This is a genomic window from Aeromonas sp. S13(2024) (genome assembly GCF_041402405.1).
GTDB lineage: Bacteria > Pseudomonadota > Gammaproteobacteria > Enterobacterales > Aeromonadaceae > Aeromonas > Aeromonas veronii.
Genome location: NZ_JBGLRA010000005.1, coordinates 23,151 through 49,695, shown reverse-complemented (window position 1 = coordinate 49,695; position 26,545 = coordinate 23,151). Strand labels below are relative to the sequence as shown.

At 58.7% G+C, this 26,545-nt stretch carries 23 protein-coding genes; 10 read left to right on the top strand and 13 right to left on the bottom strand.

Features of this window, described 5'->3' with window-relative positions; all coding sequences use genetic code 11:
- Window positions 1-30: 30 nt before the first annotated feature.
- Complete coding sequence (locus tag ACB042_RS09310) at window positions 31-309, bottom strand: hypothetical protein (protein ID WP_100647319.1); 279 nt, start codon at window positions 307-309, stop codon at window positions 31-33.
- Window positions 310-478: 169 nt separating this feature from the next.
- Between ACB042_RS09310 and acs the strand changes: the two genes are divergently transcribed.
- From acs to accC, 4 genes are all read left to right on the top strand, one after another.
- Window positions 479-2,425 carry an acetate--CoA ligase gene (gene acs / locus ACB042_RS09305; protein ID WP_111899886.1) on the top strand — a complete coding sequence of 649 codons (1,947 nt, stop codon included), beginning with the start codon at window positions 479-481 and terminating at the stop codon, window positions 2,423-2,425.
- A 288-nt stretch (window positions 2,426-2,713) separates the two neighbouring features.
- Window positions 2,714-3,163 carry a type II 3-dehydroquinate dehydratase gene (aroQ, locus tag ACB042_RS09300; protein WP_005338907.1) on the top strand — a complete coding sequence of 150 codons (450 nt, stop codon included), beginning with the start codon at window positions 2,714-2,716 and terminating at the stop codon, window positions 3,161-3,163.
- A gap of 36 nt (window positions 3,164-3,199) precedes the next feature.
- Window positions 3,200-3,658 (top strand): acetyl-CoA carboxylase biotin carboxyl carrier protein, encoded by a 459-nt coding sequence (gene accB, locus ACB042_RS09295; RefSeq protein ID WP_005338908.1) that lies wholly within the window; start codon window positions 3,200-3,202, stop codon window positions 3,656-3,658.
- A gap of 15 nt (window positions 3,659-3,673) precedes the next feature.
- The gene (gene accC, locus ACB042_RS09290; protein WP_005338910.1) at window positions 3,674-5,014 is read left to right on the top strand and encodes an acetyl-CoA carboxylase biotin carboxylase subunit; all 1,341 of its coding nucleotides are present in this window, start codon (window positions 3,674-3,676) and stop codon (window positions 5,012-5,014) included.
- Window positions 5,015-5,369: 355 nt separating this feature from the next.
- Here accC and ACB042_RS09285 read toward each other — a convergent pair whose 3' ends face one another.
- The 8 genes from ACB042_RS09285 to ACB042_RS09250 form a co-directional block, all read right to left on the bottom strand.
- Window positions 5,370-6,290, bottom strand: a complete 921-nt coding sequence (locus tag ACB042_RS09285) for a L,D-transpeptidase family protein (protein ID WP_005338927.1) — start codon at window positions 6,288-6,290, stop codon at window positions 5,370-5,372.
- A 511-nt stretch (window positions 6,291-6,801) separates the two neighbouring features.
- The gene (locus ACB042_RS09280) at window positions 6,802-8,043 is read right to left on the bottom strand and encodes a lipopolysaccharide assembly protein LapB (RefSeq protein ID WP_144714242.1); all 1,242 of its coding nucleotides are present in this window, start codon (window positions 8,041-8,043) and stop codon (window positions 6,802-6,804) included.
- A gap of 11 nt (window positions 8,044-8,054) precedes the next feature.
- Window positions 8,055-8,690, bottom strand: a complete 636-nt coding sequence (locus ACB042_RS09275; protein ID WP_005343441.1) for an energy transducer TonB — start codon at window positions 8,688-8,690, stop codon at window positions 8,055-8,057.
- A gap of 16 nt (window positions 8,691-8,706) precedes the next feature.
- Window positions 8,707-9,114, bottom strand: coding sequence for a biopolymer transporter ExbD (locus ACB042_RS09270; RefSeq protein ID WP_005338933.1), 408 nt, complete (start codon window positions 9,112-9,114; stop codon window positions 8,707-8,709).
- Between the two features lie 67 nt (window positions 9,115-9,181).
- The gene (locus tag ACB042_RS09265; RefSeq protein ID WP_005338936.1) at window positions 9,182-9,709 is read right to left on the bottom strand and encodes a MotA/TolQ/ExbB proton channel family protein; all 528 of its coding nucleotides are present in this window, start codon (window positions 9,707-9,709) and stop codon (window positions 9,182-9,184) included.
- Between the two features lie 10 nt (window positions 9,710-9,719).
- A complete protein-coding gene (locus ACB042_RS09260; RefSeq protein ID WP_371178281.1) occupies window positions 9,720-11,093 on the bottom strand; it encodes a MotA/TolQ/ExbB proton channel family protein in 1,374 nt (457 codons plus the stop codon).
- Window positions 11,090-11,854 (bottom strand): DUF3450 domain-containing protein, encoded by a 765-nt coding sequence (locus tag ACB042_RS09255; protein ID WP_005338938.1) that lies wholly within the window; start codon window positions 11,852-11,854, stop codon window positions 11,090-11,092. Before ACB042_RS09255 ends, ACB042_RS09260 begins: the two co-directional genes overlap by 4 nt.
- 108 nt (window positions 11,855-11,962) lie before the next feature.
- A complete protein-coding gene (locus tag ACB042_RS09250; RefSeq protein ID WP_058057271.1) occupies window positions 11,963-14,488 on the bottom strand; it encodes a TonB-dependent receptor in 2,526 nt (841 codons plus the stop codon).
- Between the two features lie 739 nt (window positions 14,489-15,227).
- Here ACB042_RS09250 and ACB042_RS09245 point away from each other — a divergent pair.
- The 5 genes from ACB042_RS09245 (at window position 15,228) to ACB042_RS09225 (ending at window position 21,384) form a co-directional block, all read left to right on the top strand.
- Window positions 15,228-16,253 (top strand): ABC transporter permease subunit, encoded by a 1,026-nt coding sequence (locus ACB042_RS09245; protein ID WP_005349436.1) that lies wholly within the window; start codon window positions 15,228-15,230, stop codon window positions 16,251-16,253.
- Between the two features lie 2 nt (window positions 16,254-16,255).
- Complete coding sequence (locus ACB042_RS09240; protein WP_013724081.1) at window positions 16,256-17,299, top strand: ABC transporter permease; 1,044 nt, start codon at window positions 16,256-16,258, stop codon at window positions 17,297-17,299.
- A gap of 149 nt (window positions 17,300-17,448) precedes the next feature.
- Window positions 17,449-19,266 carry an extracellular solute-binding protein gene (locus ACB042_RS09235; protein ID WP_064338688.1) on the top strand — a complete coding sequence of 606 codons (1,818 nt, stop codon included), beginning with the start codon at window positions 17,449-17,451 and terminating at the stop codon, window positions 19,264-19,266.
- A gap of 31 nt (window positions 19,267-19,297) precedes the next feature.
- Window positions 19,298-20,356, top strand: a complete 1,059-nt coding sequence (locus ACB042_RS09230) for an ABC transporter ATP-binding protein (RefSeq protein WP_371178280.1) — start codon at window positions 19,298-19,300, stop codon at window positions 20,354-20,356.
- A complete protein-coding gene (locus ACB042_RS09225) occupies window positions 20,353-21,384 on the top strand; it encodes an ABC transporter ATP-binding protein (protein WP_371178279.1) in 1,032 nt (343 codons plus the stop codon). The genes ACB042_RS09230 and ACB042_RS09225 overlap by 4 nt, the downstream gene beginning before the upstream one ends.
- 101 nt (window positions 21,385-21,485) lie before the next feature.
- Here ACB042_RS09225 and ACB042_RS09220 read toward each other — a convergent pair whose 3' ends face one another.
- Window positions 21,486-22,097: a YitT family protein gene (locus ACB042_RS09220; RefSeq protein WP_088870052.1), complete on the bottom strand. Its 612-nt coding sequence runs from the start codon at window positions 22,095-22,097 to the stop codon at window positions 21,486-21,488.
- Between the two features lie 309 nt (window positions 22,098-22,406).
- Here ACB042_RS09220 and ACB042_RS09215 point away from each other — a divergent pair, with 309 nt between their 5' ends.
- Window positions 22,407-23,420 (top strand): NAD-dependent epimerase, encoded by a 1,014-nt coding sequence (locus ACB042_RS09215; RefSeq protein ID WP_144714226.1) that lies wholly within the window; start codon window positions 22,407-22,409, stop codon window positions 23,418-23,420.
- A 6-nt stretch (window positions 23,421-23,426) separates the two neighbouring features.
- Here ACB042_RS09215 and ACB042_RS09210 read toward each other — a convergent pair whose 3' ends face one another.
- From ACB042_RS09210 to ACB042_RS09200, 3 genes are all read right to left on the bottom strand, one after another.
- On the bottom strand, window positions 23,427-24,338 hold the full coding sequence (locus ACB042_RS09210) for a DMT family transporter (protein WP_371178278.1): 912 nt from the start codon (window positions 24,336-24,338) through the stop codon (window positions 23,427-23,429).
- Window positions 24,339-24,394: 56 nt separating this feature from the next.
- Complete coding sequence (gene deoC / locus ACB042_RS09205; RefSeq protein ID WP_335830437.1) at window positions 24,395-25,198, bottom strand: deoxyribose-phosphate aldolase; 804 nt, start codon at window positions 25,196-25,198, stop codon at window positions 24,395-24,397.
- 62 nt (window positions 25,199-25,260) lie between these two features.
- Window positions 25,261-26,520 (bottom strand): NupC/NupG family nucleoside CNT transporter, encoded by a 1,260-nt coding sequence (locus ACB042_RS09200; protein ID WP_047438187.1) that lies wholly within the window; start codon window positions 26,518-26,520, stop codon window positions 25,261-25,263.
- Between the last annotated feature and the right edge of the window lie 25 nt (window positions 26,521-26,545).

The window sequence follows — 26,545 nt, the reverse complement described above, 5'->3', positions numbered from 1 at the left end:
CGATACCAAGGAAACAAACGGCCAATCAAACTATTTTCCAAACGTCAGGGTAGGAACACCACCATTATCCCGTTCATTGGCCATGCGAGTGAGCGGTGAGTCGCCAGAGTAACGGGATCCTGGCTCACTGAGTGAAAACTTGGTTCCCGACTTTTTGTCCTGCCATGCATGACCAAGCTGATCAGCAACCCGCTCCCGCACAGTCTGTGAAGGCTCCTGGTGGGTAATCGCAAACTCTTTGGGAGGCTTGTCTGCAAGAACAGTCGTATCAAACTGCCACAGGGATGCACAGAGCAATAGAGAGAACATAACTACCTCCATCGATCGAAGTCCTCCTTTTTACCGACTCACTGCGTGAGTGTCACCCATAACCCTGTAACCAAATGTTGCTGTCTATCCAAAAGTCTAATTGCCCCCCGCCACCAAAGGTATAAGTTGTTACTTAATTATTAAAAGTATGTATTCAAAGGAGTGAGTGATGAGCGAGAGCAAGGTCTACCCGGTCAAACCCCACATCAGCAGCAATGCACTGCTAGACAAGGGCGACTACGCCGCCATGTATCAGGCCTCCGTCGAGGATCCCGATACCTTCTGGGGAGAGCAGGGAAAAATTCTCGACTGGATGAAACCCTATACCAAGGTCAAGAACACCTCCTACGATCCGGGCCATATCTCCATCAAATGGTTTGAAGATGGCCAGCTCAACGTCTCGGCCAACTGTCTCGATCGCCATCTCGCCGAACGAGGTGACAAGGTCGCCATCATCTGGGAAGGGGACAACCCTGCCGAAGATCGCAAACTCACCTACCGCGAGTTGCACAGCGAAGTGTGCAAGTTTGCCAACGTCTTGAAAGCCCAAGGGGTTCACCGCGGCGACGTGGTCTGCCTCTATATGCCCATGGTGCCCGAAGCTGCCATCGCCATGCTGGCCTGTACCCGCATCGGCGCGGTACACAGCATCGTATTCGGCGGCTTCTCGCCAGAAGCGCTGGCTGGTCGCATCATCGACTCGGGCTCGCGCATCGTGATCACCGCCGACGAGGGGCTGCGTGGTGGCCGTCCGGTGCCGCTCAAGAAGAATGTGGATGAAGCGCTCACCAACCCGGAAACCCAGGTCAACAAGGTGATCGTGCTCAAGCGCACCGGCGGCAATGTCGCCTGGCACAACCACCGCGACATCTGGTGGCATGAAGCGACCGCCGCCGTCAGCAGCGACTGCCCGCCCGAGGCGATGAACGCCGAAGATCCGCTCTTTATCCTCTATACCTCCGGCTCCACCGGCAAACCCAAAGGGGTGCTGCACACCACCGGCGGCTATCTGGTCTATGCCACCCTCACCTTCAAATATGTGTTCGACTACCACGAAGAGGATATCTACTGGTGTACCGCCGATGTGGGCTGGGTTACCGGTCACTCCTATCTGGTCTACGGGCCGCTTGCCAACGGTGCCACCACCATCATGTTCGAAGGGGTGCCCAACTACCCGGCCACCAACCGCATGAGTCAGGTGGTGGACAAGCACCAGGTCACCATCCTCTATACCGCCCCTACCGCCATCCGCGCCCTGATGGCCAAGGGTAACGAAGCGGTCACCGGCACCTCGCGCCAGAGCCTGCGCATCATGGGCTCGGTGGGTGAACCCATCAACCCTGAAGCCTGGGAGTGGTACTACCGCACCATTGGTGACGAGCGCTGCCCCATTGTCGATACTTGGTGGCAAACCGAAACCGGCGGCATCCTGATTACGCCGCTGCCCGGCGTCACCGACCTGAAACCGGGCTCGGCGACTCGTCCCTTCTTCGGGGTACAACCGGCGCTGGTCGACAACATGGGCGAACCGCTGGAGGGGGCTACCGAGGGCAACCTGGTGATCACCGACTCCTGGCCGGGCCAGATGCGCACCGTGTTCGGCGATCACGAGCGGTTCGAGCAGACCTACTTCTCCACCTTCCCGGGCCGCTACTTCACCGGCGACGGTGCCCGTCGCGACGAGGACGGCTACTACTGGATTACCGGCCGGGTGGATGATGTACTGAACGTCTCCGGCCACCGCATGGGTACCGCCGAAATTGAATCGGCGCTGGTGGCCCATCCCAAGATCGCTGAAGCCGCGGTGGTGGGGGTTCCTCACGAGATCAAGGGTCAGGGCATATATGCCTATGTCACCCTGATCGCCGGGGAAGAGCCGAGCCGCGAGCTGCACAAAGAAGTGAAGGAGTGGGTGCGCAAGGAGATTGGTGCCATCGCCACGCCGGACGTGATCCACTGGGCAGAGGGGCTGCCGAAGACCCGTTCCGGCAAGATCATGCGCCGCATCTTGCGCAAGATCGCCACCGGCGAGACCGACAGCCTGGGGGATATCTCCACCCTGGCGGATCCGGGGGTAGTAGACAAACTCATCCGCGAGAAGTCGGAAGCAGCCTGATCCCGCTTCGTTTGTTGCTCAACAAAGCCGGCCTTGTGCCGGCTTTGTCGTTTCTTATCCGCCAGCAAACAGCAAGGTGGCAGCGACGAAGTATCTCAGGTTGAAACGTGCAATAAATAGCCAGATGTAGAGATTAGACCAGTAAAATGCTGCTAATTTTCACGAAATCAATATAATTGCGAAATCTGTGTGCCAGGGCACACCGATTTGCGCAGAAAATGGCTAGATTTCTGGTAGTCCACAAGATAGCTGATAGATAGCAGCATTATCATCGAGGATGTACTCAATATGTCGCAAAATCACCGAATTCTCCTGCTCAACGGACCAAACCTGAATCTGCTGGGCAAACGGGAACCGGGTATCTACGGCAGCAAGACGCTTGATGAGATCGTCGCCGATCTGAAGCTTAACGCCAGCGAACTCGGTGTCACTCTGGAACATCTGCAATCCAATGCCGAACATGAGTTGGTCGGCCGCATCCATCAGGCCATGGGCCAGGTGGATTTTATCATCATCAATCCAGCCGCCTTCACCCACACCAGCGTCGCCATTCGCGATGCGCTGCTGGGTGTCGCCATCCCCTTTATCGAGGTTCACCTGTCAAATGTCCATGCCAGGGAGCCGTTCCGTCATCACTCCTATCTGTCTGATGTCGCCAAAGGGGTCATTTGTGGTCTGGGGGCCGATGGCTACCAATTCGCTTTAACCGCGGCCGTGCACCATCTGCGCGCGGCTTGATAATCACTGATCAGATAAAGAAGAAAGAGAATGCTAATGGATATCCGCAAAATCAAGAAGCTGATTGAACTGGTTGAAGAGTCCGGCATCGCCGAACTGGAGATCTCCGAAGGTGAAGAGTCCGTTCGCATCAGCCGCAACTTCTCCGGTCAGGTGACCACAGCCATGCCGCAGATGATGATGCAGCAAGCCGCTCCGGTTGCCGCACCTGCCGCTGCCGCCCCGGTTGCCGCTGCACCGGCCGCAGATGCCGCCCCGAGTGGTCACCTGATGCGCTCCCCGATGGTTGGCTCCTTCTACCGCTCCTCCAGCCCAGATGCCAAGCCGTTCGCGGAAGTGGGTCAGCAAGTCAATGTCGGCGACACCCTGTGCATCGTCGAAGCCATGAAAATGATGAACCAAATCGAGTCTGACAAGGCCGGTGTGATCAAAGCGATCCTGGTTGAAAATGGTCAGGCCGTCGAATTTGACGAGCCGCTGTTCATCATCGAATAAGGGAAATCGCCACCCATGTTGGACAAAGTAGTCATCGCCAACCGCGGTGAAATTGCCCTGCGGATCCTGCGCGCCTGTAAAGAGCTCGGGATCAAGACAGTGGCCGTTCACTCCACCGCCGACCGGGAGCTCAAACATGTGCTGCTGGCCGACGAATCCATCTGTATCGGCAGACCGGCCAGTACTGAATCCTACCTCAACGTCCCGGCCATCATCGCCGCCGCCGAGGTAACCGGTGCCGTGGCCATCCACCCAGGTTACGGCTTCCTCTCCGAGAACGCCGATTTCGCCGAAGTGGTCGAAAAATCCGGCTTCATCTTCATCGGCCCGCGCGCCGAGACCATTCGCCTGATGGGTGACAAGGTCTCCGCCATCGAAGCGATGAAGAAAGCGGGCGTACCGTGTGTACCGGGCTCTGACGGCCCCGTCGACAACGACGCCAAGCACAACGCCGCCATTGCCAAGCGCATCGGCTATCCGGTGATCATCAAGGCCGCCGGTGGCGGTGGTGGTCGCGGTATGCGTGTGGTGCGCAATGAAGCGGAACTGGCGGGCGCCATCGCCCTGACCAAATCCGAAGCAGGCCAGTTCTTCAAGAACGACATGGTCTACATGGAGAAGTACCTGGAAAACCCGCGCCACATCGAAATTCAGGTGTTGGCAGACGGCCAGGGCAACGCCCTCTATCTGGGCGAGCGTGACTGCTCCATGCAGCGTCGCCACCAGAAAGTGGTGGAAGAGGCGCCGGCACCGGGCATCACCGCCGAAATGCGCAAGTTCATCGGTGAGCGCTGTGTGCGTGCCTGTATCGAGATCGGCTACCGCGGTGCGGGTACTTTCGAGTTCCTGTACGAGAACGGCGAGTTCTATTTCATCGAAATGAACACCCGTATCCAGGTTGAGCATCCGGTCACCGAGATGGTCACCGGTATCGATCTGATCAAGGAGCAGCTGCGCATCGCCGCCGGCCAGCCCCTGTCGATCACCCAGCAGGATATCCGCATCCGTGGCCATGCCATCGAGTGCCGGATCAACGCCGAAGATCCGGCCACCTTCATGCCCTCTCCGGGTCTGGTGCAGCGCTTCCACGCGCCGGGTGGTCTGGGCGTGCGTTGGGACTCCCACATCTATGCCGGTTACAAGGTACCGCCCCACTACGATTCGATGATCGGCAAGCTGATCTGCTACGGCGAGAATCGTGACATTGCCATCGCCCGCATGCGTCATGCGCTGGACGAACTGGTGGTGGAAGGGATCAAGACCAACGTACCGTTGCAAAAAGAGATCATGAAAGACGAAAACTTCCAGCACGGTGGCACCAATATCCACTATCTGCACAAAAAGTTGGGTCTGTAAGAATTTTACTGGCAGAACATCTGCTTTTGGTATGGCGCTAACGAGTCGCTTCTCAGCCGGAAGGATGACGTGGACAGCCACAAAAATACCCGATGCTGCGCATCGGGTATTTTTTTATCTCAGCAGCTGAGATTCGCTCTTCGTAATGGATAAGGACAGTTCCTACTTAAATCACATCTTTCCCCTTCCTCCAGTGACCTACTATTCGGAACAGCTAGTTAGATATCCAGTGTTGTTTGTATGCCCCCCAAAAAACCGGAACAACAAAATTGGTTTTTATCCATAAAAAACGGCGACCATCTGGTCGCCGTTTTCTTTATTCAGCCAGTGCGCGCGGCACCGCCAACTTGCTCAATCAGGGATTGAGGCGGGTCGGCATACCGGTACGCTGTTCCAGCACCTGCTTGACCACGTTGGAGTCAGACTCGGCGTGAGCGATGAAGCGGGTGATGGCCGGTGTCATCGGGAGCGGCACGGAGGCGGTGGAGTTGAACTCCTCCTCGGTGCGCGACAGCGGCTCGTGTACTTCCATGTAGCGACCGCCATCCGGCTCGACCGTGGTCTTGACCGGCTGGTTGACGAACTGGACGCGGGTGCCGACCGGCACGTTGTCGAACAGATACTTGATGTCGTCAGCGCGCAGACGCACGCAACCGCTGCTCACCCGCAGACCGATACCGAAGGTGGCATTGGTGCCGTGGATGGCATAGAGGTTGCCGATATAGAGGGCGTGCAGACCCATGGGGTTATCCGGACCGGCTGGCCATACTGCCGGCAGAGTCTTGCCCTGGGCGGCATAGCGGCGACGGATGTTCTCGGTCGGGGTCCAGGTCGGGTTGGCGCGTTTGCGCTCTACCTTGGTGATCCAGTTCTCCGGGGTGTTTACCCCCAGCTGACCGATGCCGATGGGCAGCACTTCCACCACGTTCTTCCCTTTCGGGTAGTAGTAGAGACGCATCTCGGCAACGTTGATGACGATCCCTTCGCGGGGCGCGTTGGGCAGGATCAGCTGGTGGGGGATGATCAGGGTGCTACCCGCTTTCGGCAGATAGGGATCAACGCCCGGGTTGGCTTCCATGATGTTAGTCAGACCCAGCTGGAAGTCAGCAGCGATCTGCTCCAGCGGACGGTTGTCCGCAGGCACCACGTATTCCTGGTTTTCACCGATCAGGCGGCTGTTGGCCGCAGGCAGACGGTACTCGACGGCGGCAGCCTGCTGGCTGACCAGCGCAAATGTGCATAAAAGGGCCGAAGCGGCAGTGCGAAGGGGATTCATAAAATTCCTGTGTGGTTTCCTGTACCAAATGGGCCGGGGGCCGTCTCATCCTCGGTCTGCCGGTGGCGGGTCAACCTGCCCCACGACGCCAATAACCGAGCGCGCATTCTTTCCTGAGTCGGCCAAAATTTCAACTTCCATATGTTGCTTTTCTTGTTAAAAGTAGCCGTTTTCGGTGTGACGCTTATCAACAGGGCAAAAGCCACACAGGCAAGTCGCAGCAAAGAGAAAGATGAATGGCACGGCCCGCCTGTCAGCAAGCCACCCGAGCCCCCATCAACCACAACGCAGCGCCACCTTGCTTCACGGTTGCAGCCCTAGCTGAAACGTTTGTCACACCGGGAGAGATAGACCAATGTCGATGGAGGCTCTGTATTGGCATGAAGAGGGATAAAACCGCGCATCGGCCACCCGCCGGTGCTGGCAGCCACCATAAAAAAACCGCTCCGAAGAGCGGTTAATGGAGCCACCAGGCAACCATAAAAGGGACTACAGGTAGTTGTCATTGGAATTACTGGACGGCTGCCTCTCCGGTGCCACTCTGCTCTTTGAGGAAGCTGATCCACGGAGATGCCCGACCGCTGACGTTGCCATTCTGAGCCGCCTGGGTGAAGGCGTTGAGGGCCTCCTTCGGCTTTTGTTGCTCAAAATAGGCGACACCGGTCAGGAACTTGAGATCCGCACGCTGTTCACCATTGGCATTGGCGGCCGGTTTGGCGGCCAGCGCCACCAGATCCTGATAGCGTTTGCTCTGGATCATCATGCGTGCCATTTTCAGCTGCAATTCGGCGCTCGGGGCCAGCTGGTAGGATTTGGCCAGGGTGTCGATGGCCGGATCCAGCTCCTTGGCCTGATGCCAGTAGTTGGCCAGGGTCTTGTAGTTGCTGGCGCTCTGCTCAATCACCCCATCCTTCATCCCCTTCTCCATCACCCGTGCGGCGCGATGGGGAATGCCGGTGAAGGCGAGGTAGTTGGCAAGGCGCTGCAGCTCGGCGGCCTCGGTCAACATGCCGAGGTTGTAGGCCGACTCCAGCGCCGCCAGCGCCTTGGCATCGTTGCCTGCCTGCATATGCATGGCCGACAGCTGGGTCCAGTACTTCTTCTTCTCCGGGAACATGTTGACCAGAGAGGTCAGCACCTCGGTCGCCGGTTTGTACTGTTTCAGCTCGTAGTGAGCCCCCATCTTCAGCAGATACCAGGACTCCGGCGCTTTACCTGCCGACAGCTTGATCGCCTGATCCACTGCCGGGATCGCGTCACGGTACTGCTTGAGCTGCACGTGGGCGTTGGCCAGCGTGATATAGGCATGGGAGTTGGGCTTGTCATCCTTGCCCTGGTTGGCAAACCACTCCTTCATGGTCTTGATCGAGCCCTGATAATTACCCTCAGCCATATAGAGCTGGGCCAGGTTGTAGCGCACCTGCTGGGCCACCGGTGGCGGCAGGCCGCCTGTCGCGATGGCATCGGCAAAGTACTTGGTCGCCTGACCGTATTTCTCCTGCTGAGCAGCTACGAAACCGAGAGTCTGCAATATGACCCCTTTGTCGTAGACCCGATCACCCGCGCCGGAGAGCGCGTCTTGCAGCTTGGCATTGGCCTCGCCGTATTTCTTCTCGGTGATCAGCTCCTGCGCCTTGTTGACCGCCCGATAGGCCCGATCCGACAGGGCCGGCTGCTCGGCGGCCCAACTGGCGGTGCTGAGCAGCACCGCCATGGCGACCGGGGCGAGGATCATCTTGTGTAACTTGTTCATCGCCACCTTCCTTAGTTGACCGCAAACTCGATCTCTTGCTGCATCCTGCTCGCCTGCGGCTTGCCATCCACCATGGCCGGTTTGAACGTCCACTTGGCGATGGTTTTGCGCGCCTCTTTGCCGAGGTCATAGCTGCGCGGCTCTTCCTTGACGATCCGCACGTTGCTGACGGTGCCGCGCTCGGTGACGGTGAACTCCACCAGCACCTTGCCGGAGGCCAGCCCCGCCAGCGCCGCCTTGCGGGGCATCATGGGCTCGAAGGTTGCCAGCGGAATGGCACCATTGTTGCCACCGACGCCGCCACCACCGCCGCCGGTGCTATAAGCACCCAACGCGTTGCCACCACCGATGTTGACCGGGATGTCGAGCTTGGGCATGTCCATCGGCGCGCTCTCCATCTTCGGCCTATCCGTGCTGGCCACCTCCATCTCGGGAGGCGGTGGCGGACGCTTGGGCGGCGGCGGTTTGGGCAGCTCCCGCTGTTTCTCTTGCAGGGTCTCCTGGGGCTTGAGGCGGATGAAATCGGTCATGGTGACGTCATCCTTCTCCACCAGCTCCCGGTGATCCGGTGTGATCAGCTTGTTCATTCCCAGAAACAGAAAGAACACCACCACACAGGAGACCGCCAACGATATCAGGTATCTCATAGGTCTCTCTCCGGCATCAGCTGCTCTTGTCTGCCGCGATGGAGATGTTCTGGACACCGGCCATGCGGATCTGATCCATGACCTGCACCACCAGACCGGAACGGGATTCGTTATCGGCCTGGATCACCACGGCGCTCTCCGGGTTTTCGGCCCGCAGCCGCTCGATGTTGGCGCGTACCGCCCCCACCTCGACCACCCGCTTGTCGACCCAGACCTGACCGTTTTCGCGCACCGCGACCATGATATTGCCCTTCTTCACCGTCTCGGCCGTGCTGGCACTGGGACGGTTGATCTCGACACCGGACTCCTTGACGAAGGAGGTGGTGACGATGAAGAAGATCAGCATGATGAACACTATGTCCAGCATGGGGGTCAAATCGATAGCCGCCTCGTCAGCACCGCTGTCGCTGTAACGTTTTCTCATAGCAGAAACTCCTTGCTTGTTCTGTGCCCCCGGCAGGCCATGCCTCGCCGGGGGTATGCATCCTGCATCAACCGTGTTTCAGGTTGTCTTCCAGCTTTTGCACCGCCAGTTTGGCCTTGTGATCGAGCTGGTTGACAAAAAACAGGCCGGAAAGGGCGGCGATCATGCCCGCCATGGTCGGTACCGTTGCCTTGGAGATCCCCGATGCCATCGCCCGCGGCGAACCGGTGCCGGTGATGGCCAAAGTGTCAAACACCTGCACCATCCCCACCACGGTCCCCAGCAGCCCCATCAACGGGCAGAGAGCGATCAGCACCTTGATGACCGGCATCCCCTTGTCCACCGCCATGGCAACCCGTGAGACCAGCTCGCGCCGGATCTGCTTGGCAGACCAGGAGAGATGATCGGTGCGGGCCAGCCAGGTCGCCTTGGTCTGCTTCACCTGCTTGGGGTAGACCGCCATGAAGTAGAACCAGCGCTCCAGCAACAGGGCCCACATCATCAGGGTCAGGAAGAACAGGGCGACCAGTACATCGCCCCCCAATCCCAAAAACCGGCGGACCGACTCGACTTCTTCAATCAACCAGAACCACATGGGTGACTCCTTACGCTGCGGCTTTGGAGGCGTGCAGACGTTCCTGATAACGGGCGACGAAACCGGCGCTCTGCTCTTCCAGCACCTGGATCAGACGACGGCTCTGGGTCTGCACAATGGTGTAGAGGAACAGCATGGGCACCGCGACGACCAGACCCTGCATGGTGGTCACCAGCGCCTCGGAGATACCGCCCGCCATCAGCTTGGGATCGCCGGTACCGAACAGGGTGATAGCCTGGAAGGTGGCAATCATCCCCACTACGGTGCCGAGCAGGCCCAGCAGCGGTGCGACGGAGGCGATCAGCTTGATGATGCTGATGCCCTTCTCGAACTTGGGCACGTTGCGCAGGATGATCTCGTCGAGCTTGGACTCCAGATCCTCGATGTTGTCACCGCGATGGTTCTGGTAGGCCCCCAGCATGTCACCAATGGGGTTGCCCTTGATGATCTGATCGGATTTCAGCTGCTTGCGCATGGACGAGCCGATCAGCGACAGGCGGATACCGCAGAAGATGGCCAGCAGGGTACCTATGACCCCCAATGCCAGGATCACATAACCCACGGAACCACCCTGATCGATACGCTCCTTGAGGGTCGGTGACTGCACCAACAGGGAGAGGATCACGCCGCGAGACGGGTCGATGAAGATGGGCTTGACCCCGTCGCCGCCCTGTTCAAACTCGGCGATGGGAGCCAGCACACTCTTCTCCGGTTGACGGGAGAGTTGCTCGAACTTGCCGGTCTCCGGTACGAAGGTGAGGTACTTGCCTTCGGAGACAGTGTTGAACTCGCCGATCTGGGTGACGGTCTTCTCGGCCTGGTTGCCTTCGCCGTAGACCACGGTCGCCGGGATATGGCTCACCTTGCCACCATCCACCATGCGGCTGAGGGTGGTGGTCCAGAACGCTTCCAGATCATCGCTGGAGGGGAGCTCTTTACTCTCGGCCAGACGGGTCAACAGGGCGGATTGCTCCGGATGCTCGACCCGACGGGCGGAGGCATTGAAGATCCCCTTGAACTCACCGGCGAACTGACGCAGCACCCCGAACATCTCGCCCATGTTGCCGGAACGCTGGCGCAGGGTTTCAGTCAATTCGGTCAGCTGCTTGTCGTTGGCATCAAAGGTCGCCTTGAGCTGCTCGCCCTTGGCGGTTTCGGCAGCCAGCTCGGCCTTGGCCTTGGCCAGCAGCGCCCCCTGCTCGTTCTTGTCAGCCAGGAAGCGAGCTTCCCGCTCCTTGTTGAGTTGGGATTCACTCAGGCTGGAGGCCTTGACCTGATTCAGCAGCGCATTGAGATCCACCGGTTTTTCGGCGGCGGTCACCGGCAGGGTGACCAGGGTTGCTCCCGCAATCAGGGGGGCAATAGCAAGTTTGATTCCTTTCATGATGCTTTCTCCGCAGTTTGAACCGGCAGCTTGATCAGCGCGGGAGGCGCCTGCTTCTTGGCGATGCGAAGGCCCTGTTCAACCGCACTGCGATACTCCTGGGGCAACTCTTCCCACTGGCGGGTCTGCTTGTTCCACATGCCGGTCTCCTGACCATCCGGAGACTGGTAAAGCAACGCGATGCGGCCAACGCGCAGGAACTCATAGGTCTTCTCGCTGCCATCCTTGTCCAGGCTCGCCTTGTAGGCCTCGATGGTGCGGCTGAAGCCCTCCTCGATCTGGTAGGCCTCCAGGATCTTGCGGTACTTCTCGGAGATGGTGACATCGGCCCGGTTCATCAGGTCGGTCAGAGCCGCCACGCGGTCCTCCCGCTCGACTTTCTGGAACGGCAGATCCAGTGACACAAACTGCTCGAGGGAGTCGATCATCTTGAGCATCAAGGGCACCACTTCGGTGCTGGTCTGGTCGATCTGGGCGATCTGCTTTTGCATCGACGCCAGCTCAGCGCTCTGGGACTCGACCATCTTGCTCACCTGCTCGTTGTAGGTGCGCAGACTGTCGACCTGACGCAGGGCGGCCTTGTACTGGGCCAGTGCGGATTCGGCAGATTCGGCATAGCTGTCGATCTTCTGCTGGGAAACTTTTGATGCGTTGTCGGTGGCGGCTTGAGCGTCCACAGCCTGACCGGCAGTGGCGGCACTCAGATTGAAGCTGGTCAACAAGGCGGCCGAAACCAGGCTGCCAAGGAGCGCTTTCTTCATTGTAATGGTCCTTGTCTTCATAGGATTACCCTATCTCCGTAACTTCCTTGGACGTTGGGCACAGCCGGCCCGACCGGGCCGGCTGAGGTTGTATATCAACAGGGTTGATTAGAACTTCTGGGTGTAGTCGATGTAGTAGATGCGACCGTCGATGCTGTAGAGGTCTTCATCGTAAGTGAAGCCATCATTGGACAGGGAGGGGCCACGGTTGAACATGTTCTTCACACCGGTCTGGATCTTGCCATTCCAGCTGGTATCGACTGCGACGTTCAGGTTCCAGACGGTGTTGGAAGCGATATGACCCTCTTCCTGACCATCAACATAGTCCTGGCTCTGGGAATCGATATAGTTGGCGCTCAGGTAGGTATCCAGATTCCACAGCTGCGGGAAGTTGGCACCGATCCCGGAGTTGAGGCGCAAGTCAGGTTTGCCATTCCAACCCTTCTTGTCGATCATCGGACCACCGGCAAACAGCCCCTCTTCGTACTGCAGGATGTAAGTACCACCGAAGTCATAACGCAGGGTGAAGGTGTTGAAGTCGTACTTGTAATCGGCTTTAAAATCTACACCACTGGTCTTGAGTTGCCCCAAGTTGACCATGCCAGCCTTGATCTCCTTGATGGTGCCGTTGGGGAGACGAATTACGTTCGGGTTGCTGCCACTGTTCAGCTCCTGATAAATCTGGGTTTGTGCCGTGGCTAGCTGGATCACATCATCAATCTTGATGTAGTAGTAATCGAGTGACAGATTCAAGTTATCCAGCGGATTGTAAGCAGCCCCGATAGTGAAGGTATCAGCCGTCTCCTCCTTCAGATTTTTATTGGACTGGCGGGTAACGTCATACTGTTTCTCAGGACAGTTAGCTGTGCCGGTAGCATTGCAGCGTACATAGTCCTTGGCATAGTCAGCAGAGAATGAGTCTGCGGCATAGAGATCATCCAACCCCGGCGCCCGGAACGATTGTGACCAGGAGGTCCGGAACATCAAGTTGTCTAGCGGCTGGTAACGCAGGCTCGCTTTGGGCGAGAAGGCGCTGCCAAAGTCGCTGTACTTGTCATAACGACCCGCCAGGTTCAGCTCGACCTGCTCGGTGATGGGGATCAGGCTCTCGATATAGGTGGCAAACACATCGCGCACACCACCACCGGAGTTGCCGGATGAACCTATGACGTTGCCTGCTTCAGACTGACTGTCATAGGTATCGGAGTAAGTCCAGTCGTTATACTCGGAGCCCCAGTACCAACCGATTGGACCGGCAGGCAGTTCGCCCATTTCCCAACCCAAACCGCCATACCACTGGAAAAAGTCCATCTTGGAAGTACGCGAGGTATCGTAGGACAACAGATCATTTACTGACTTATCAAACTCACCATTGGTGAACTTGCCATCTTTGATTGCATTACGGGCAGCACTTTTGAGGATATAACCGCTACCATCGCTGGTATTGTCAGTCTTGGAGTACATGTAACCGGCGTTCCATTCAACATCCCCAACGGCCTCGGTAGGTAGTACACCGTCAAAGCCCAAGTTCATGCTGCCGGTAAAGTCAGTCACATCGTTATCACGGGGACCAATATTGTTGAATCGATAGAAAATTGCAGCCTGACCGCCAGTGATTCCGTTCGCAGCCAACAACGCAGGATCATCACTCACAAACGAGCCCGCAGCAGGGGCAAAGCGGCCAAAACTGGTCACCCGAGAGCCGATAAACTGAGGAACAAAATCCACGCTGTCATTGATGTGATAGCGACCATTCACATAGACAGTATCGCGAGAACGAGAGGCTGTTTTAGCTGCGACCTTGGCGAAATCAAAGTTGCACAAACCATCCTGCTCAACAAAGCCGGTCCCGACATTGGCACAGTTGATACCTGCAAGCTGCTTCAGATCACCTGTATCTAAATCCATGATGTTACGGCCAGCAACGCTGGGGGACATTGCACCTTGTAAAGCCAGATAGTCACGGTCACGATAGTAGATCACGTCCTTCTCATCGTGCTCGTAAACCATCATCAGGGACCCTTTCTCCCCATTGACGCCCGCAACCACAGAGCCACTCTTCTCATCACCGCCCTCTTCGGTTGGTGAGCCAAGACGCCCTTGGAATGTCAACCCTTCGAAACCCTCCTTGAGGATCACGTTGATAACACCGCCGATAGCATCAGAACCATAGAGTGCGGAGCCGCCATCCAGGTTCACTTCTACTCGCTCAACAGCAGCCATGGGGATGGTATTGAGGTTGATGGAAGTGCCCCCCATGGAGGGGGATCCAGCAACACGTTTGCCATTGAGAAGCACCAGGGTACGTTCTGAGCCCAAGCCACGCAGCCCTACTGTGGCTTGTGACTGGGCAGAACTACCGGAGGATGGGGAGAAACCACCAAAGGAGTTGTAGGAGGCCTGTTTCAGATAATCGGCCACAGTCTGCTGACCAGACTGTTCAATTTGAGCCTTACTGACAGAGACAACCGGAGTCGCCCCCTCAACATCAACACGGGAGATACGGGAGCCAGTGACTTTGATTTTCTGCAGTTTTTCGACGTTCTGCCCTTCTTCGGCAGATACGGATGGGGCCGCCGCAAGGCTCGCCAAGGCGAACGCAATCGCAGCAGAGATTCTGCTCTTCCTAAGCATCGCTTATATCCTTCCTGGTTGTTTATTGTTTGCTTCCTGATACCGCCCTCTTTGGAGCGATGTGTAAGGCTTATCAATCTTTGACTAGCGACGTCAATGGAGCAGGGGTGTGGCGAGGTCAAGCGTAGAATAAGCGGAGTGTATTAATTCTGACCGACATAATTAGTGAATAATTCTGCCAAAAACAACTTGCACAATGTAAAGGCATTGTTAAATGGCGTAAATGGCGCTGAATTAAAATTTGATGAACTTATTAGTTAACGTGCTGTCCGTTTATATCTTATTTTGATTTATCGGCCTTAATAAGAATAAAACACTAACTTCATGAGGGTTGAACCTGACCGCTCCCATGGGGATAACAGTTAAAATCGTCGAGATGATATCGTTTTCCCTCAATTTCACCCCCCAAATAAAAACATTTAAAATCAACAACTTAAAAACACCAAAAACTCAAACAAACAGCTGTTTATATTTTTTAAAATAATGTTGAGCAGTAGCGTTTTGTTTTGATTTTCACTTTTCAGATAAAAAACGTCATTTTTCGGTGCTTTTGGTCTCAGCGGGTCATTTGTCCCAGTTTTCCATTTCCTTGTACTTGATTTTTGTTGCAGAGCTTTTACAGTGGCCAAGCGGATTGTCTGCTGTTTGGCAACCAATTCAGCGCGTAATGCCAGGAAGGACAGGCCCGTCACCGGATTTGACTGGCCGCAAAAAAGAACAACAAGGACGAGGTTCCACCATGCTGTCGTATTTCCTACGCCGGATGCTTTTGATCATTCCGACGTTTCTCGGTATCACCCTGCTCGTCTTCACCATCACCCGTTTCGTGCCGGGCGGACCGGTCGAACGCATGCTGCTGCAAGCCCAGGTATCCCAGAATGAATCTGGCCGCTCCAGTGGCAGCAAGGGGGCACAGGCCCTCTCAGATGAGCAGATCGAGGAGCTCAAGGCCTTCTATGGTCTCGACAAGCCCATGCTGGTCGCCTACTGGGAGTGGCTGCAGAAGCTGGCGGTGCTGGATCTGGGCGAATCAACCCGCTACTACGAGCCGGTGTGGGATCTCATCAAGGATCGGCTCCCCGTCACCGCCTTCTTCGGACTGGCGACCTTTCTGCTGAGCTATGCGGTCTCCATCCCGCTCGGGGTGGCGAAGGCGCTCAGGCACAACAGCCGCTTCGACTCGTTAAGCTCCATGCTTATCTACATGGCCTATGCCCTGCCCGCCTACGTGGTGGGGATCTTCCTCATCACCGTCTTCGCCTTCCATCTGGAGTGGCTGCCGATGGGCGGTTTTCCGGGGGATGACTTTGAATACATGGAGAGCAGCTGGGATCAGATCCGCACTGTCTTTGCCCACGCCCTGCTGCCGCTTATCGCCTACGCCATCGGCGATTTCGCCATCCTCACCATGACCATGAAAAACAGCCTGATGGAGAACCTGTCGGCCGATTATGTGCGTACCGCCGTGGCCAAGGGGTTACCGTTTCGCAAGGCGGTCACCGACCATGCCATGCGCAACAGTCTGATCCCCATCGCCAGTCACCTGGGGTCTGTGCTCACCGTTTTCTTTGGCGGCTCCTTCCTCATCGAGACCATCTTCAACATCGACGGCATCGGCCTGCTCGGTTACGAGGCTATCGTCGAGCGGGATTACCCCACCGTCATGGGCATTCTGGCCATCACCTCCATGCTGATGCTGATTGGCAATATCGTCTCCGATATCTGTGTTGCCCTTGTTGATCCCCGCGTGCGGTTTGGAGACTGACCATGAAGCTCAATCCGGTTACCTTGAAAAAACTCAAGCGCTTCAAGTCGATCAAGCGCGGTTACTACTCCTTCATCATCTTCACCACCTTGGTGCTGCTCTCCCTGCTGGCGGAGCTGCTGGTCAACAGTCGGGCACTGATGGTGAGCTATCAGGGCCAGCTGCACTTCCCCACCTATGGCGATGTGATCCCCGGCCAGCAGTTCGGGCTCGATTACGAGTACGAAACCAACTACCGCCAGCTCAAGGCCAAATTTGCCGCAGAGGGCCAGGGCGACTGGGTGCTGCTGCCGCCGGTGCCCTGGAATCCCTACGAGCAGGATTTCAAGGAGGATGCCTACCCGCCCTACGCCCCCAGCGCGGCCGAGCGCCACTTCCTCGGTACCGACACCAGCGGCCGCGACGTACTGGCGCGGCTGGTTTACGGCTTTCGCATCGCCATCGGCTTTGCCTTTATCGCGCTGGCGGCCAGTTACGCCATCGGGGTAACCATCGGCTGTCTGATGGGCTTTCTCGGCGGCCGCTTCGACCTCATCCTGCAACGCTTTATCGAGATCTGGTCCCAGGTGCCGTTTCTCTATGTCATCATGATCCTGGTGTCGCTGGCCAAGCCCAACTTCGGCCTGTTTGTTGCCATCAACGTGCTGTTCGGCTGGATGGGGATCACCTGGTATATGCGCACCCTCACCTACAAGGAGCGGGCGCGGGACTATGTGATGGCGGCGCGGGCACAAGGGGCAACCACCGGGCGGATCATCTTCAACCACATCCTGCCCAACACCCTGATGATGATCGTCACCCTGGCGCCGTTCGCCGTGGTGGGCAATATCTCCACCCTGACGGCACTCGACTATCTGGGCTTCGGGCTGGCACCGCCGACCCCGAGCTGGGGGGAGTTGCTCTCCCAGGGCATCAACAATCTGGATGCCATCTGGATCGTCAGCTCTGTGGTGGCAGCGGTGAGTCTGGTGCTGATCATGGTCTCCTTTATCGGTGAGGCGATCCGCGAGGCGTTCGATCCGCGCAAATTTACCCGTTACCAATAAGCCAGCCGATGCCAGTGCATCGGCTGGCGTCGGGTAACGAACAGTGATTAATGAAGGACGGGCCGCCGCCATCGGCGGTCCCGGGAGCAAGGGATAATCCCGTTATCAATCAAGACCCCCAGTGCAGGGGCCAGACCTGGAAGTCAAACATGAAAAATAAAATCAAATGGATAGGTGCTCTCTTTGTGCTGGTAAACGGATCCTGGGTCTGGGCGGCCAGCCTGCCCGCGGATCTCAAATGGGAGACCAACGACACGGATCCTGTGTTCGCCTCCCCCAAGGCGCTGTCGGGCGGCAGCCTCAATATGTTTGTGGAGAGCTTTCCGCTGACGTTCCGCACCGTGGGGCCTGACTCCAACGGATCGTTCCGCTCCTTTATTCTCGATAACCAACTACGGCTCATCAGCTTCCACCCCAATACCGGCAACCCCATCCCCTCGCTGGCTACCCACTGGGCCATCGCGCCAGACAGCCAGACCGTCTACTTCAAGCTGGATCCGCGAGCCAAATGGTCGGATGGCAAGCCGGTCAATGCCGATGACTACACCTTCGGCTACGAGATGATGCGCTCCAAACACATCAAGGGGCCCTGGTTCAACAACTACTACACCACTGAAGTGGTAGCGGTAGAGAAGATCGACGACCACACCATTATGGTCAAAGCGGGCAACCGCAAGGCCAAGATGGACCTGCTCAACACCACCGAGCTGTGGCCCCAGCCCAAGCACTACTACAAGCTGACCCCTAACTGGGTGAAGCAGTACAACTGGGCCGTGGTGCCCACCACAGGTCCCTACGTGATCAGCGACGTCAAGAAGGGCAAGTCGGTCACCTTCAGCAAGCAGAAGGATTGGTGGGCAAAAGACGATCGCTACAACCAGCACAGATTCAACATCGACACCATCAAGGTGCAGGTGATCCGCGACCACAACATCGCCTTCCGCCACTTCCTGAAAGGGGAGATCGATACCTTCGAGATGATCCTGCCCAACTGGTGGCATGAAAAAGCGGTCACCCCGGAGTACAAGAAGGGGTACGTGCAGAAGGTAATGGCCATGACCGATACCAAACAGGGAGGTCAGGGGGTTCACCTCAATGTGGCCAACCCCAAGCTGGCGGACGTAAACGTGCGCCTCGGCATCCAGCACGCCTTCAACATCGACAAGATGATCGAGACCGTGCTGCGCGGCGATTACGACAGAGCCACCACCTTCGACTCGGGCTTTGGCGAGTTCACTGACATCACGCTGCCGGAGCGGGCTTATGACATTGGCAAGGCGCGGGAGTACTTTGCCAAGGGCGGCTACAACAAGCCGGGGCCGGACGGCATCCTGCAAAATGAGAAGGGTGAGCGGCTGACGCTGGCACTCACCTACACCAGTCAGGAGCACTCCAAGCGCCTGACCGTGCTGAAAGAAGAGGCCAAGAAAGCGGGTCTGGATCTGGAGCTCAATCTGGTGGATGGCGCCACCGGTTTCAAGGTGATGCTGGAGAAGAAACACGAAGCGGCCTGGCTCGGTTGGGGCGGCGGCGGTCTCTATCCGCAATATTGGGAGTTTTTCCACTCCGCCAACGCCAACAAACCGCAGACCAACAACCTGTTCAACGTGGCTGACAAGGAGCTGGACGCGCTGATCGACGCCTACAACGTCGAATTCGACATGGCCAAACGGGCCAAGCTCTCCCAGCAGATCCAGCAGCGCATCTATGACCTCGCCATCTTCGTGCCCGGGGTGCAGCTCAACTATGTGCGGGCCAGCAGCTGGCGTTATGTGATGCTGCCGGAAGTTCCTGCCACCAAGAACACGCCGGATCTGCTCTACTGGCCGATGGACGGTTATCCTCACAGTAGCGGCGGTCTGCTCTGGCTCGATCCCAAGGTGAAGGAAGAGACCCGCAACGCCAAGGAGGCAGGGGAGGCGCTGGCGCCCATCAACCTGCTCGACAAGACCTATGCACGTCATTGATATTCAGGCCATTGCGAAGGGAGCAGCCGTTATGCCCAACACCCAGGCCCCCATTCTTGACGTACCGGATAACGGGGTGGAGTTCGCCGCTGATAGCGGCCAGCACCCAGCCCCAATCCTCGAAGTACGCGATCTCGAGGTGGAGTTCGCCGTCGATGACGGCAAGATCAAGGTGCTCGACGGGGTCAGCTTCAAGGTGGCACCGGGTCAGACGCTGGGGATCGTCGGCGAGTCCGGCTGTGGCAAGAGTGTCACTTCACTCGCCATCATGGGGCTGCTGCCCAAGCCCCACGGTCAGGTGGTAGCAGGCTCCATCCGCTTTCAGGGGGAGGAGCTGCTGTCGCTTGCACCGGATCAGATGTACAAGGTGCGCGGCAACCGCATCTCGATGATCTTTCAGGAGCCGATGACGGCCCTCAACCCGGTGCAGACGGTGGGGGAGCAGCTGATGGAGGTGTTTCGCCTCCATCGCCCCGAGTATGACAAGGCCCAGCGCAAAGCCGCGGCCATCGCCATGCTGCAGAAGGTGGGGATCCCGGAACCGGCCCAGCGCTTTGCGGTCTATCCCCACAACCTCTCCGGCGGTATGCGCCAACGGGTGATGATCGCCATGGCCCTCTCCTGCGAGCCAGACCTGCTTATCTGCGACGAGCCGACCACGGCGCTGGATGTCACTATTCAGGCCCAGATCCTCGAACTGATGAAAGAGCTGCAAGCCCAGACCGGGATGGCCATCATCTTTATCACCCACGATCTGGGGGTGGTGGCAGAGCTGTGCGACGAAGTGGTGGTGATGTACGCCGGGCGGGCGGTAGAGCAGGCCGACGTGTTCGAGCTGTTTGGCCATCCCCGTCACCCCTATACCCACGGCTTGATGAACTCGATCCCGCGACTCGAGGATGAGCCCAAGAGCCTGCTCAAGACCATCAAGGGACAGGTGCCAGCCCTGCACGAGATGCCCGCTGGCTGCCGCTTTTCCAACCGCTGCCCCCACGCCACCGATCTCTGCATCAGCGCCATTCCGGCGGTGGAGCAACTCAATCCGCGCCACCATGTCGCCTGTCACTACTGGAAGGAGTTGACCGTATGAGCACTCTGTTATCGGTCAGGGATCTGAAACAGCACTTCCGGCTGGGAGGCGGGTTCCTGCGCAAGCAATATACGGTTCACGCGGTGGATGGCATCAGCTTCGACCTGAAACAGGGGGAGACGCTGGGGCTGGTGGGTGAGTCGGGCTGCGGCAAGTCCACCCTCGGGCGCAGCCTGCTCAAGCTGTTCGAGCCGACCGCAGGCACCATCACCTTCGAGGGGCGCGACATCACCGCCCTCAGCCCGAAGGAGATGCGCTCCCTGCGTCAGGAGATGCAGATGGTGTTTCAGGACCCTGCAGAATCCCTCAACAGCCGCCACACCGTGGGTCAGATCCTGGAGGAGCCCTTTATCATCCACGGTAAAGGCAACACTGAGCAGCGCCGCGGCTGGGTACAGGAGCTGCTGGCAAAAGTGGGCCTGCCGGGCAGCGCCGTGGATCGCTACCCCCACGAGTTTTCCGGCGGTCAGCGCCAGCGGATCGGCATCGCCCGCGCCATCGCTCTCAAGCCCAAGCTGCTGGTGTGCGACGAGGCAGTCTCGGCCCTTGATGTCTCGGTGCAGTCACAGATCGTCAACCTGCTGCTCAGCCTGCAGCAAGAGATGAACCTCTCCATCATCTTCATCGCCCACGATCTGTCGGTGGTCAAACACATCTCGGATCGGATTGCGGTGATGTATCTGGGACGGATCGTCGAGCTGGCGGATGCCCAGTCGCTCTATCTGGCGCCGCGCCACCCCTATACCCAGGCGCTGATCTCCGCCATTCCGGTGCCGGACCCGCGCAGGCGCAGCCAGCGCATTCTGCTGACCGGCGATGTGCCCTCCCCCATCTCGCCGCCAAGCGGCTGCCACTTCCACCAGCGCTGCCCCCATGCGACCGAGTTGTGCAAAAGCAAGGCGCCCAAGCTTGAGGCGTGTGATGAGTCCCATCATCAGGTGGCCTGCCACACTCCGCTCGCTGTTGGTGGTCACGCCATCAGTGACAACGCCATGAGCGGCGACAGCAGGCTGGAGCAGGCGAGCTAGGCGCAGCGAACAAACATCAGGGTAGAAACAGACGAGGCGGCCATCAGGCCGCCTCGTGCTATCGGGTCACGCTTGTCTTATCGAGCCACTGCCGCAGCTTGTCAGGCAATCTGGTAACGGCCGGGCTTGTGGTTGAGTGTCAACACCAGATTACAGATAACCGCCGCCACGATGGATAGCGCCAGGATCCAGAGCTGCACCACGAAAAACGAGGCAACAACAATGGCGCAATCGAGCCCCATCTGCAGCTTGCCCGCCCGGATGCCAAAGCGATCCTGAATAAAGAGCGCCAGAATGTTGAAGCCCCCCAGACTCGACTTGTGGCGAAACATGATGAGCAGCCCCATGCCGATCAGGGTGCCGCCGATCAGCGCCGCATAGAGGGGCTCTATCTTGCCGATCTGCAATACACCGTTGAGGTGATCGGTCATGTAGGAGACTGCCGCCACCGAGACAAAGGTGTTGAAGGTAAAACGGGGCCCCATCCGCAGCCATGCCAGCGCATAGAAGGGCAGGTTGATGCCGAAAAACAGCAGGCCGAAGCTGATGCCAGTCACCTTTTGCAGCAGCAGCGCCAGCCCGGCGGTGCCGCCAGTGAGCAGGCCAACCTGATGAAACAGAAAGATGCCGAGAGAAACAAAGCCGGCCGCCGTCAGCAGGGCCAGCACATCCTCATAAATGGGATGGGCAGTGCGAATCGAGGTGTTGTCCATAACCTGTATCCAAGCGAAGTAAAGAGAGAGTGTCTGTCGCCTGCCGTTGCGGGCGGGCTGCGAGCCCAGTCCACAGGGCTTCGTTATGGGGTCCAGTCTATTTTTTGTGAAAAGGATCACAACAGTCAGGCTGAACGCCCCATTCTGGTGCCTGTCATCTGGCATTGACACCTGCTGCACCAAGATGCAGCATGCCGCGCCGACAGAGGCGGTTTGCCATGGCACAAACGCGCCGGCTCTGCTACAAAGCGCGCAGCCCCCTTTTCCCTTCACCGTAAGGAGCCCCATGACCTGCACAGGACCCCAACCATGACGTATCTGGTCACCGGCGTCGCCGGTTTTATCGGTTTTCATGTGGCCAGCAAGCTGTGCGCCGCAGGTCATCAGGTGGTGGGGCTCGACAACCTCAACGACTACTACGAGGTGAGTCTGAAAGAGGCGCGGCTGGCCCAGCTGGCCAGTTTCCCCCATTTTCACTTCGAGCGGCTGGATCTGGCGGATCGCGAGGCGATGGCGACCCTGTTTGCCCGCCACCGCTTCGAGCGGGTGATCCATCTGGGGGCGCAAGCGGGGGTGCGCTACTCCATCGACAATCCGTTCGCCTATGCCGACAGCAACCTCACCGGCATGCTGACGGTGCTGGAGGAGTGTCGTCACCACGGGATTCAGCACCTCATCTACGCCTCCTCCAGCTCGGTCTATGGCATGGGGGATCAGATGCCCTACTCCACCGCACAGCGGGTGGATCACCCGGTCTCCCTCTACGCCGCCACCAAGAAGAGTGGCGAGCTGATGGCCCACGCCTACTCGGCGCTCTATGGCCTGCCCACCACAGGGCTGCGCTTCTTTACCGTCTACGGCCCCTGGGGGCGGCCCGACATGGCCATCATCAAGTTCACTCGCGCCATCCTCGCGGGTGAGCCTATCGATGTGTACAACCACGGCGCTCTCAGCCGCGACTTCACCTACATAGATGACATCGTCGCGGGGATCCTCGCCGTCGCCGATCAGCCGCCCCGCCCCAATCCCGATTGGCACGCCAGCGAGCATAACGTGGCCGAGAGCGCAGCCCCCTACCGCATCCTCAATATCGGCAACGGCCAGCCGGTACGGCTGCTCGATTTTATCGAGGCGCTGGAAGAGGCCATCGGCAAACCCGCCATCAAGCGGATGCTGCCGATGCAGGCAGGTGACATGCACGCTACCTGGGCCGACAGCGAACCGCTGCACACCCTCACCGGCCTGCGCCCCGCCACGCCCCTCAAGCAGGGTGTTGCCGAGTTTGTCCGCTGGTTTCTCGACTACTACCGGCCCGCCCGCTGACCTGCTTCAGGCGCGACGTGCCTGCCGAACAGGCACCAGTACCATGACCGCCATGGTCAGCAGCACGCCGAGCACACCCCAGCCCACCTGCCGCCAGATTACCTCCTCCCCGCTCAACATGCCGGTCAACAGCACCAGTACCGGGATCAGGTAGGTGTAGGCCGAGACCTGCTCCGGCTGCAGCACCACACTCCCCTGCTGAAACAAAAAGAAGCTGAGCGCAGTGGCAAACAACGCCAAATAGGCAAGACCAAGCCAGAGCGTCAGTGACACTTGCTGCCAGTCGGTCGCCAGCAGCCGCGGCGCTGCCACCAGAGTGAGCAACAGGGTGGCGCAGATCAGAGTCCAGCAGGTGAGATGGGCAAACGACTCCCCCCGGTAATAGCGCTTCACCACTATGGGGTTGAGGGCCATCCCCACACAGCCAAGCAGATAGATGCGATTGCTGGGGGTGAGGCTCAGACTCGCCAGCTGGCTCAGCTCACCGCGAAAGTTGATGAGAGCAGCCGCCACCATTCCCCCCAGCAATGCAAACGCCATCGACCAACCGATGCGGCGTTGTAACATAAGCATGCTGGCCAGCGCGCTGATGAGGGGAACCGTGGTGTAGAGCGCGCTGGCATCGAGGGCGCTGGTCTCCTGCAGCGCCACGAACATGGCGACGAAGTAGCAGAGGGCCGGCAGCGAGATGAGGGTATAACGCCCCAGATCCCGCAGCGAAGGCAGCACCAGACGACGTTGGCAAGCCAGTAGAGTCACGAAGGTAAGCGCCGCCAGCAAGTAGCGCGCCCAGGTGACCACCAGAGGGTCCAGCACCGCGGTGAGGGCGCTACCGATGGGAAAGGAGAGACTGATGAGCAGGGTGAACAACAACACCTTGCCGTGAGCCTGCACGAAATGAAAACGGGGATGGGACATGGCATGCACCTGTGCAAAGGGGCGCCCCGCCGGGCGCCGCACTGGATTGGAATAACTCAATAACTGCCGTCGGCAGCAACCGGCGTCTTGCCCTCAACAGTGGCCAGCAACTGGCCGAGCAGGCTGGAAGCACCAAAGCGAAAATGTTCGGCAACCAGCCACTCATTGCCAAAGTGTGCTGCCGCCATGGCCAGATACTCCGCAGCGTCCTGCACACTTTTCACCCCGCCTGCCGCCTTGAAACCGACCTGGTTCTGCGCACCGCACTCGGCGATGGCCGCCAGCATGATGTGGCACGCCGCTGGGGTGGCATTGACCGGCACCTTGCCGGTGGAAGTCTTGATGAAGTCGGCCCCCTCCTCGATGGCGAGCAGTGAGGCGGCGCGGATAAGCGCGGGATCCTGCAGCTCACCGGATTCGATGATCACCTTGAGCCGCCGAGTTCCGCACAACGCCTTGCAGCCGCGCACCAGCGCCCGGGCTGGCATATCGTCCCCCGCCTTGAGCGCACGCCAGGGGATCACCAGATCGATCTCGTCGGCACCATCTGTGAGGGCTGTACGGGTCTCAGCCAGCACAGTTGCCGGGTCATCGTCACCGTGCGGAAAGTTGACCACGGTGGCAACCCTGACCTCGGGAGTACCCTGCGCCGCCAGGGTGAGCTTGGCCAGCCCCACGAAACGCGGATAGATACAGACGGCGGCGGTGTTGCCGATGGGGGTCTGCGCCTGATGGCAAAGCGCGATGATGCGCGCATCGTGGTCATCGTCGTTGAGGCTGGTGAGATCCATCAAGCGGATGGCCCGTATGGCAGCCTCGGTGGAGGTACAGACAGGTTCAAAAACAGTATCTGGAATCATGGAAGGCTCCTGTTGGGATGAGGAAGGGGCACCGCGGCGCCCCTGGACAAGGGATGGGACGCTCAGGCCAGAGAGAAGAAAATCCCGGCGATGGCGGCGCTCATCAGGTTGGAACTGGTGGCAGCCAGCACGGTACGCAGGCCATAGCGGGCAATAAAGTCGGTGCGGGAAGGGCAGAGGGTGCCGAGGCCGCCGATCAGGATCCCCATGGAAGCCAGGTTAGCAAAGCCGCACAGAGCGAAGCTGATAATCACCTTGGACTTCTCCTCCAGCACCTGCAGACCGGCCGCAGCTACAGTGCTGGCATCCTTCAGGTAGGGAGATAGGTCGCTATAGGCCACAAACTCGTTTACCACCAGCTTCTTGCCGATCATGGCGCCGGCGATGCCGATGTCCGCCAGCGGTACCCCGAGTAGGAAGGCAAGCGGCGAGAAGATCCAGCCCAGAATGAGTTCGAGAGAGAGCGGCATGCCCACCATCTCCCCCACCCCGCCCAACAAGGTGTTGACCAGGGTCACCAGCCCGATCATGGCGATCAGCATGGCGCCGATGGCCGCCGCCAGCTTGAGGCCGCTGCTGGCACCCTCGCCTGCCGCCGCCAGAACGTTCTCCGGCTTCTTGCCGTCAAACTGGATGCTGTTGTCGAACACATAGTCCGGCTGGCTGGTTTCGGGGATGATCAGCTTGGCGAACAGGATACCGCCAGGCGCAGCCATGAAGGAGGCGGCCAACAGGTACTGCATGTCGACCCCCATCATGGCGTAACCCGCCAGCACGGTGCCGGAGACCGAAGCCATGCCACCACACATGACGGCGAAGAACTCCGAATCGCTCATCTTGGGCATGTAGGGTTTGACCACCAGCGGCGCCTCGCTCTGGCCGACGAAGACGTTGGCCACCGCAGACATGGATTCGGTCTGGGAGGTGCCTAGCAGACGGGCCATGGCGCCGCCGATGAAGCGGATCACCACCTGCATGATGCCGAGGTAGTAGAGCACGGCGATCAGCGCCGAGAAGAACACCACCAGCGGCAGCACATTGAGGGCAAACACGAAGCCGATGCCGTCCACCGAGAAGTTGACCAGGTTGCCAAACAGGAAGTGGATGCCTGCCTTGCCACTCGCCAGCACGGCATCAACCCCGTGAGCCATCCCCTCCAGCGCCCGGCGCCCCAATGGCACATAGAGCACCAAGGCACCGATGGCGACCTGCAAGGCCAGCGCCAACCCCACTGTGCGCAGACGAATGGCCCTGCGGTTGGTCGATGCGAGCACGGCGATGAGGATCAGCACCGCCATACCGAGAAATCCTGCTGCAAACATAACTGACCTCCTGGTCTTTCCCTGC

Coding starts and splice junctions, on each gene's coding strand:
- ACB042_RS09310 (WP_100647319.1), bottom strand. CDS start 309: ATGTTCTCTCTATTGCTCTGTGCATCCCTGTGGCAGTTTGATACGACT.
- acs (WP_111899886.1), top strand. CDS start 479: ATGAGCGAGAGCAAGGTCTACCCGGTCAAACCCCACATCAGCAGCAAT.
- aroQ (WP_005338907.1), top strand. CDS start 2,714: ATGTCGCAAAATCACCGAATTCTCCTGCTCAACGGACCAAACCTGAAT.
- accB (WP_005338908.1), top strand. CDS start 3,200: ATGGATATCCGCAAAATCAAGAAGCTGATTGAACTGGTTGAAGAGTCC.
- accC (WP_005338910.1), top strand. CDS start 3,674: ATGTTGGACAAAGTAGTCATCGCCAACCGCGGTGAAATTGCCCTGCGG.
- ACB042_RS09285 (WP_005338927.1), bottom strand. CDS start 6,290: ATGAATCCCCTTCGCACTGCCGCTTCGGCCCTTTTATGCACATTTGCG.
- ACB042_RS09280 (WP_144714242.1), bottom strand. CDS start 8,043: ATGAACAAGTTACACAAGATGATCCTCGCCCCGGTCGCCATGGCGGTG.
- ACB042_RS09275 (WP_005343441.1), bottom strand. CDS start 8,690: ATGAGATACCTGATATCGTTGGCGGTCTCCTGTGTGGTGGTGTTCTTT.
- ACB042_RS09270 (WP_005338933.1), bottom strand. CDS start 9,114: ATGAGAAAACGTTACAGCGACAGCGGTGCTGACGAGGCGGCTATCGAT.
- ACB042_RS09265 (WP_005338936.1), bottom strand. CDS start 9,709: ATGTGGTTCTGGTTGATTGAAGAAGTCGAGTCGGTCCGCCGGTTTTTG.
- ACB042_RS09260 (WP_371178281.1), bottom strand. CDS start 11,093: ATGAAAGGAATCAAACTTGCTATTGCCCCCCTGATTGCGGGAGCAACC.
- ACB042_RS09255 (WP_005338938.1), bottom strand. CDS start 11,854: ATGAAGAAAGCGCTCCTTGGCAGCCTGGTTTCGGCCGCCTTGTTGACC.
- ACB042_RS09250 (WP_058057271.1), bottom strand. CDS start 14,488: ATGCTTAGGAAGAGCAGAATCTCTGCTGCGATTGCGTTCGCCTTGGCG.
- ACB042_RS09245 (WP_005349436.1), top strand. CDS start 15,228: ATGCTGTCGTATTTCCTACGCCGGATGCTTTTGATCATTCCGACGTTT.
- ACB042_RS09240 (WP_013724081.1), top strand. CDS start 16,256: ATGAAGCTCAATCCGGTTACCTTGAAAAAACTCAAGCGCTTCAAGTCG.
- ACB042_RS09235 (WP_064338688.1), top strand. CDS start 17,449: ATGAAAAATAAAATCAAATGGATAGGTGCTCTCTTTGTGCTGGTAAAC.
- ACB042_RS09230 (WP_371178280.1), top strand. CDS start 19,298: ATGCCCAACACCCAGGCCCCCATTCTTGACGTACCGGATAACGGGGTG.
- ACB042_RS09225 (WP_371178279.1), top strand. CDS start 20,353: ATGAGCACTCTGTTATCGGTCAGGGATCTGAAACAGCACTTCCGGCTG.
- ACB042_RS09220 (WP_088870052.1), bottom strand. CDS start 22,097: ATGGACAACACCTCGATTCGCACTGCCCATCCCATTTATGAGGATGTG.
- ACB042_RS09215 (WP_144714226.1), top strand. CDS start 22,407: ATGACGTATCTGGTCACCGGCGTCGCCGGTTTTATCGGTTTTCATGTG.
- ACB042_RS09210 (WP_371178278.1), bottom strand. CDS start 24,338: ATGTCCCATCCCCGTTTTCATTTCGTGCAGGCTCACGGCAAGGTGTTG.
- deoC (WP_335830437.1), bottom strand. CDS start 25,198: ATGATTCCAGATACTGTTTTTGAACCTGTCTGTACCTCCACCGAGGCT.
- ACB042_RS09200 (WP_047438187.1), bottom strand. CDS start 26,520: ATGTTTGCAGCAGGATTTCTCGGTATGGCGGTGCTGATCCTCATCGCC.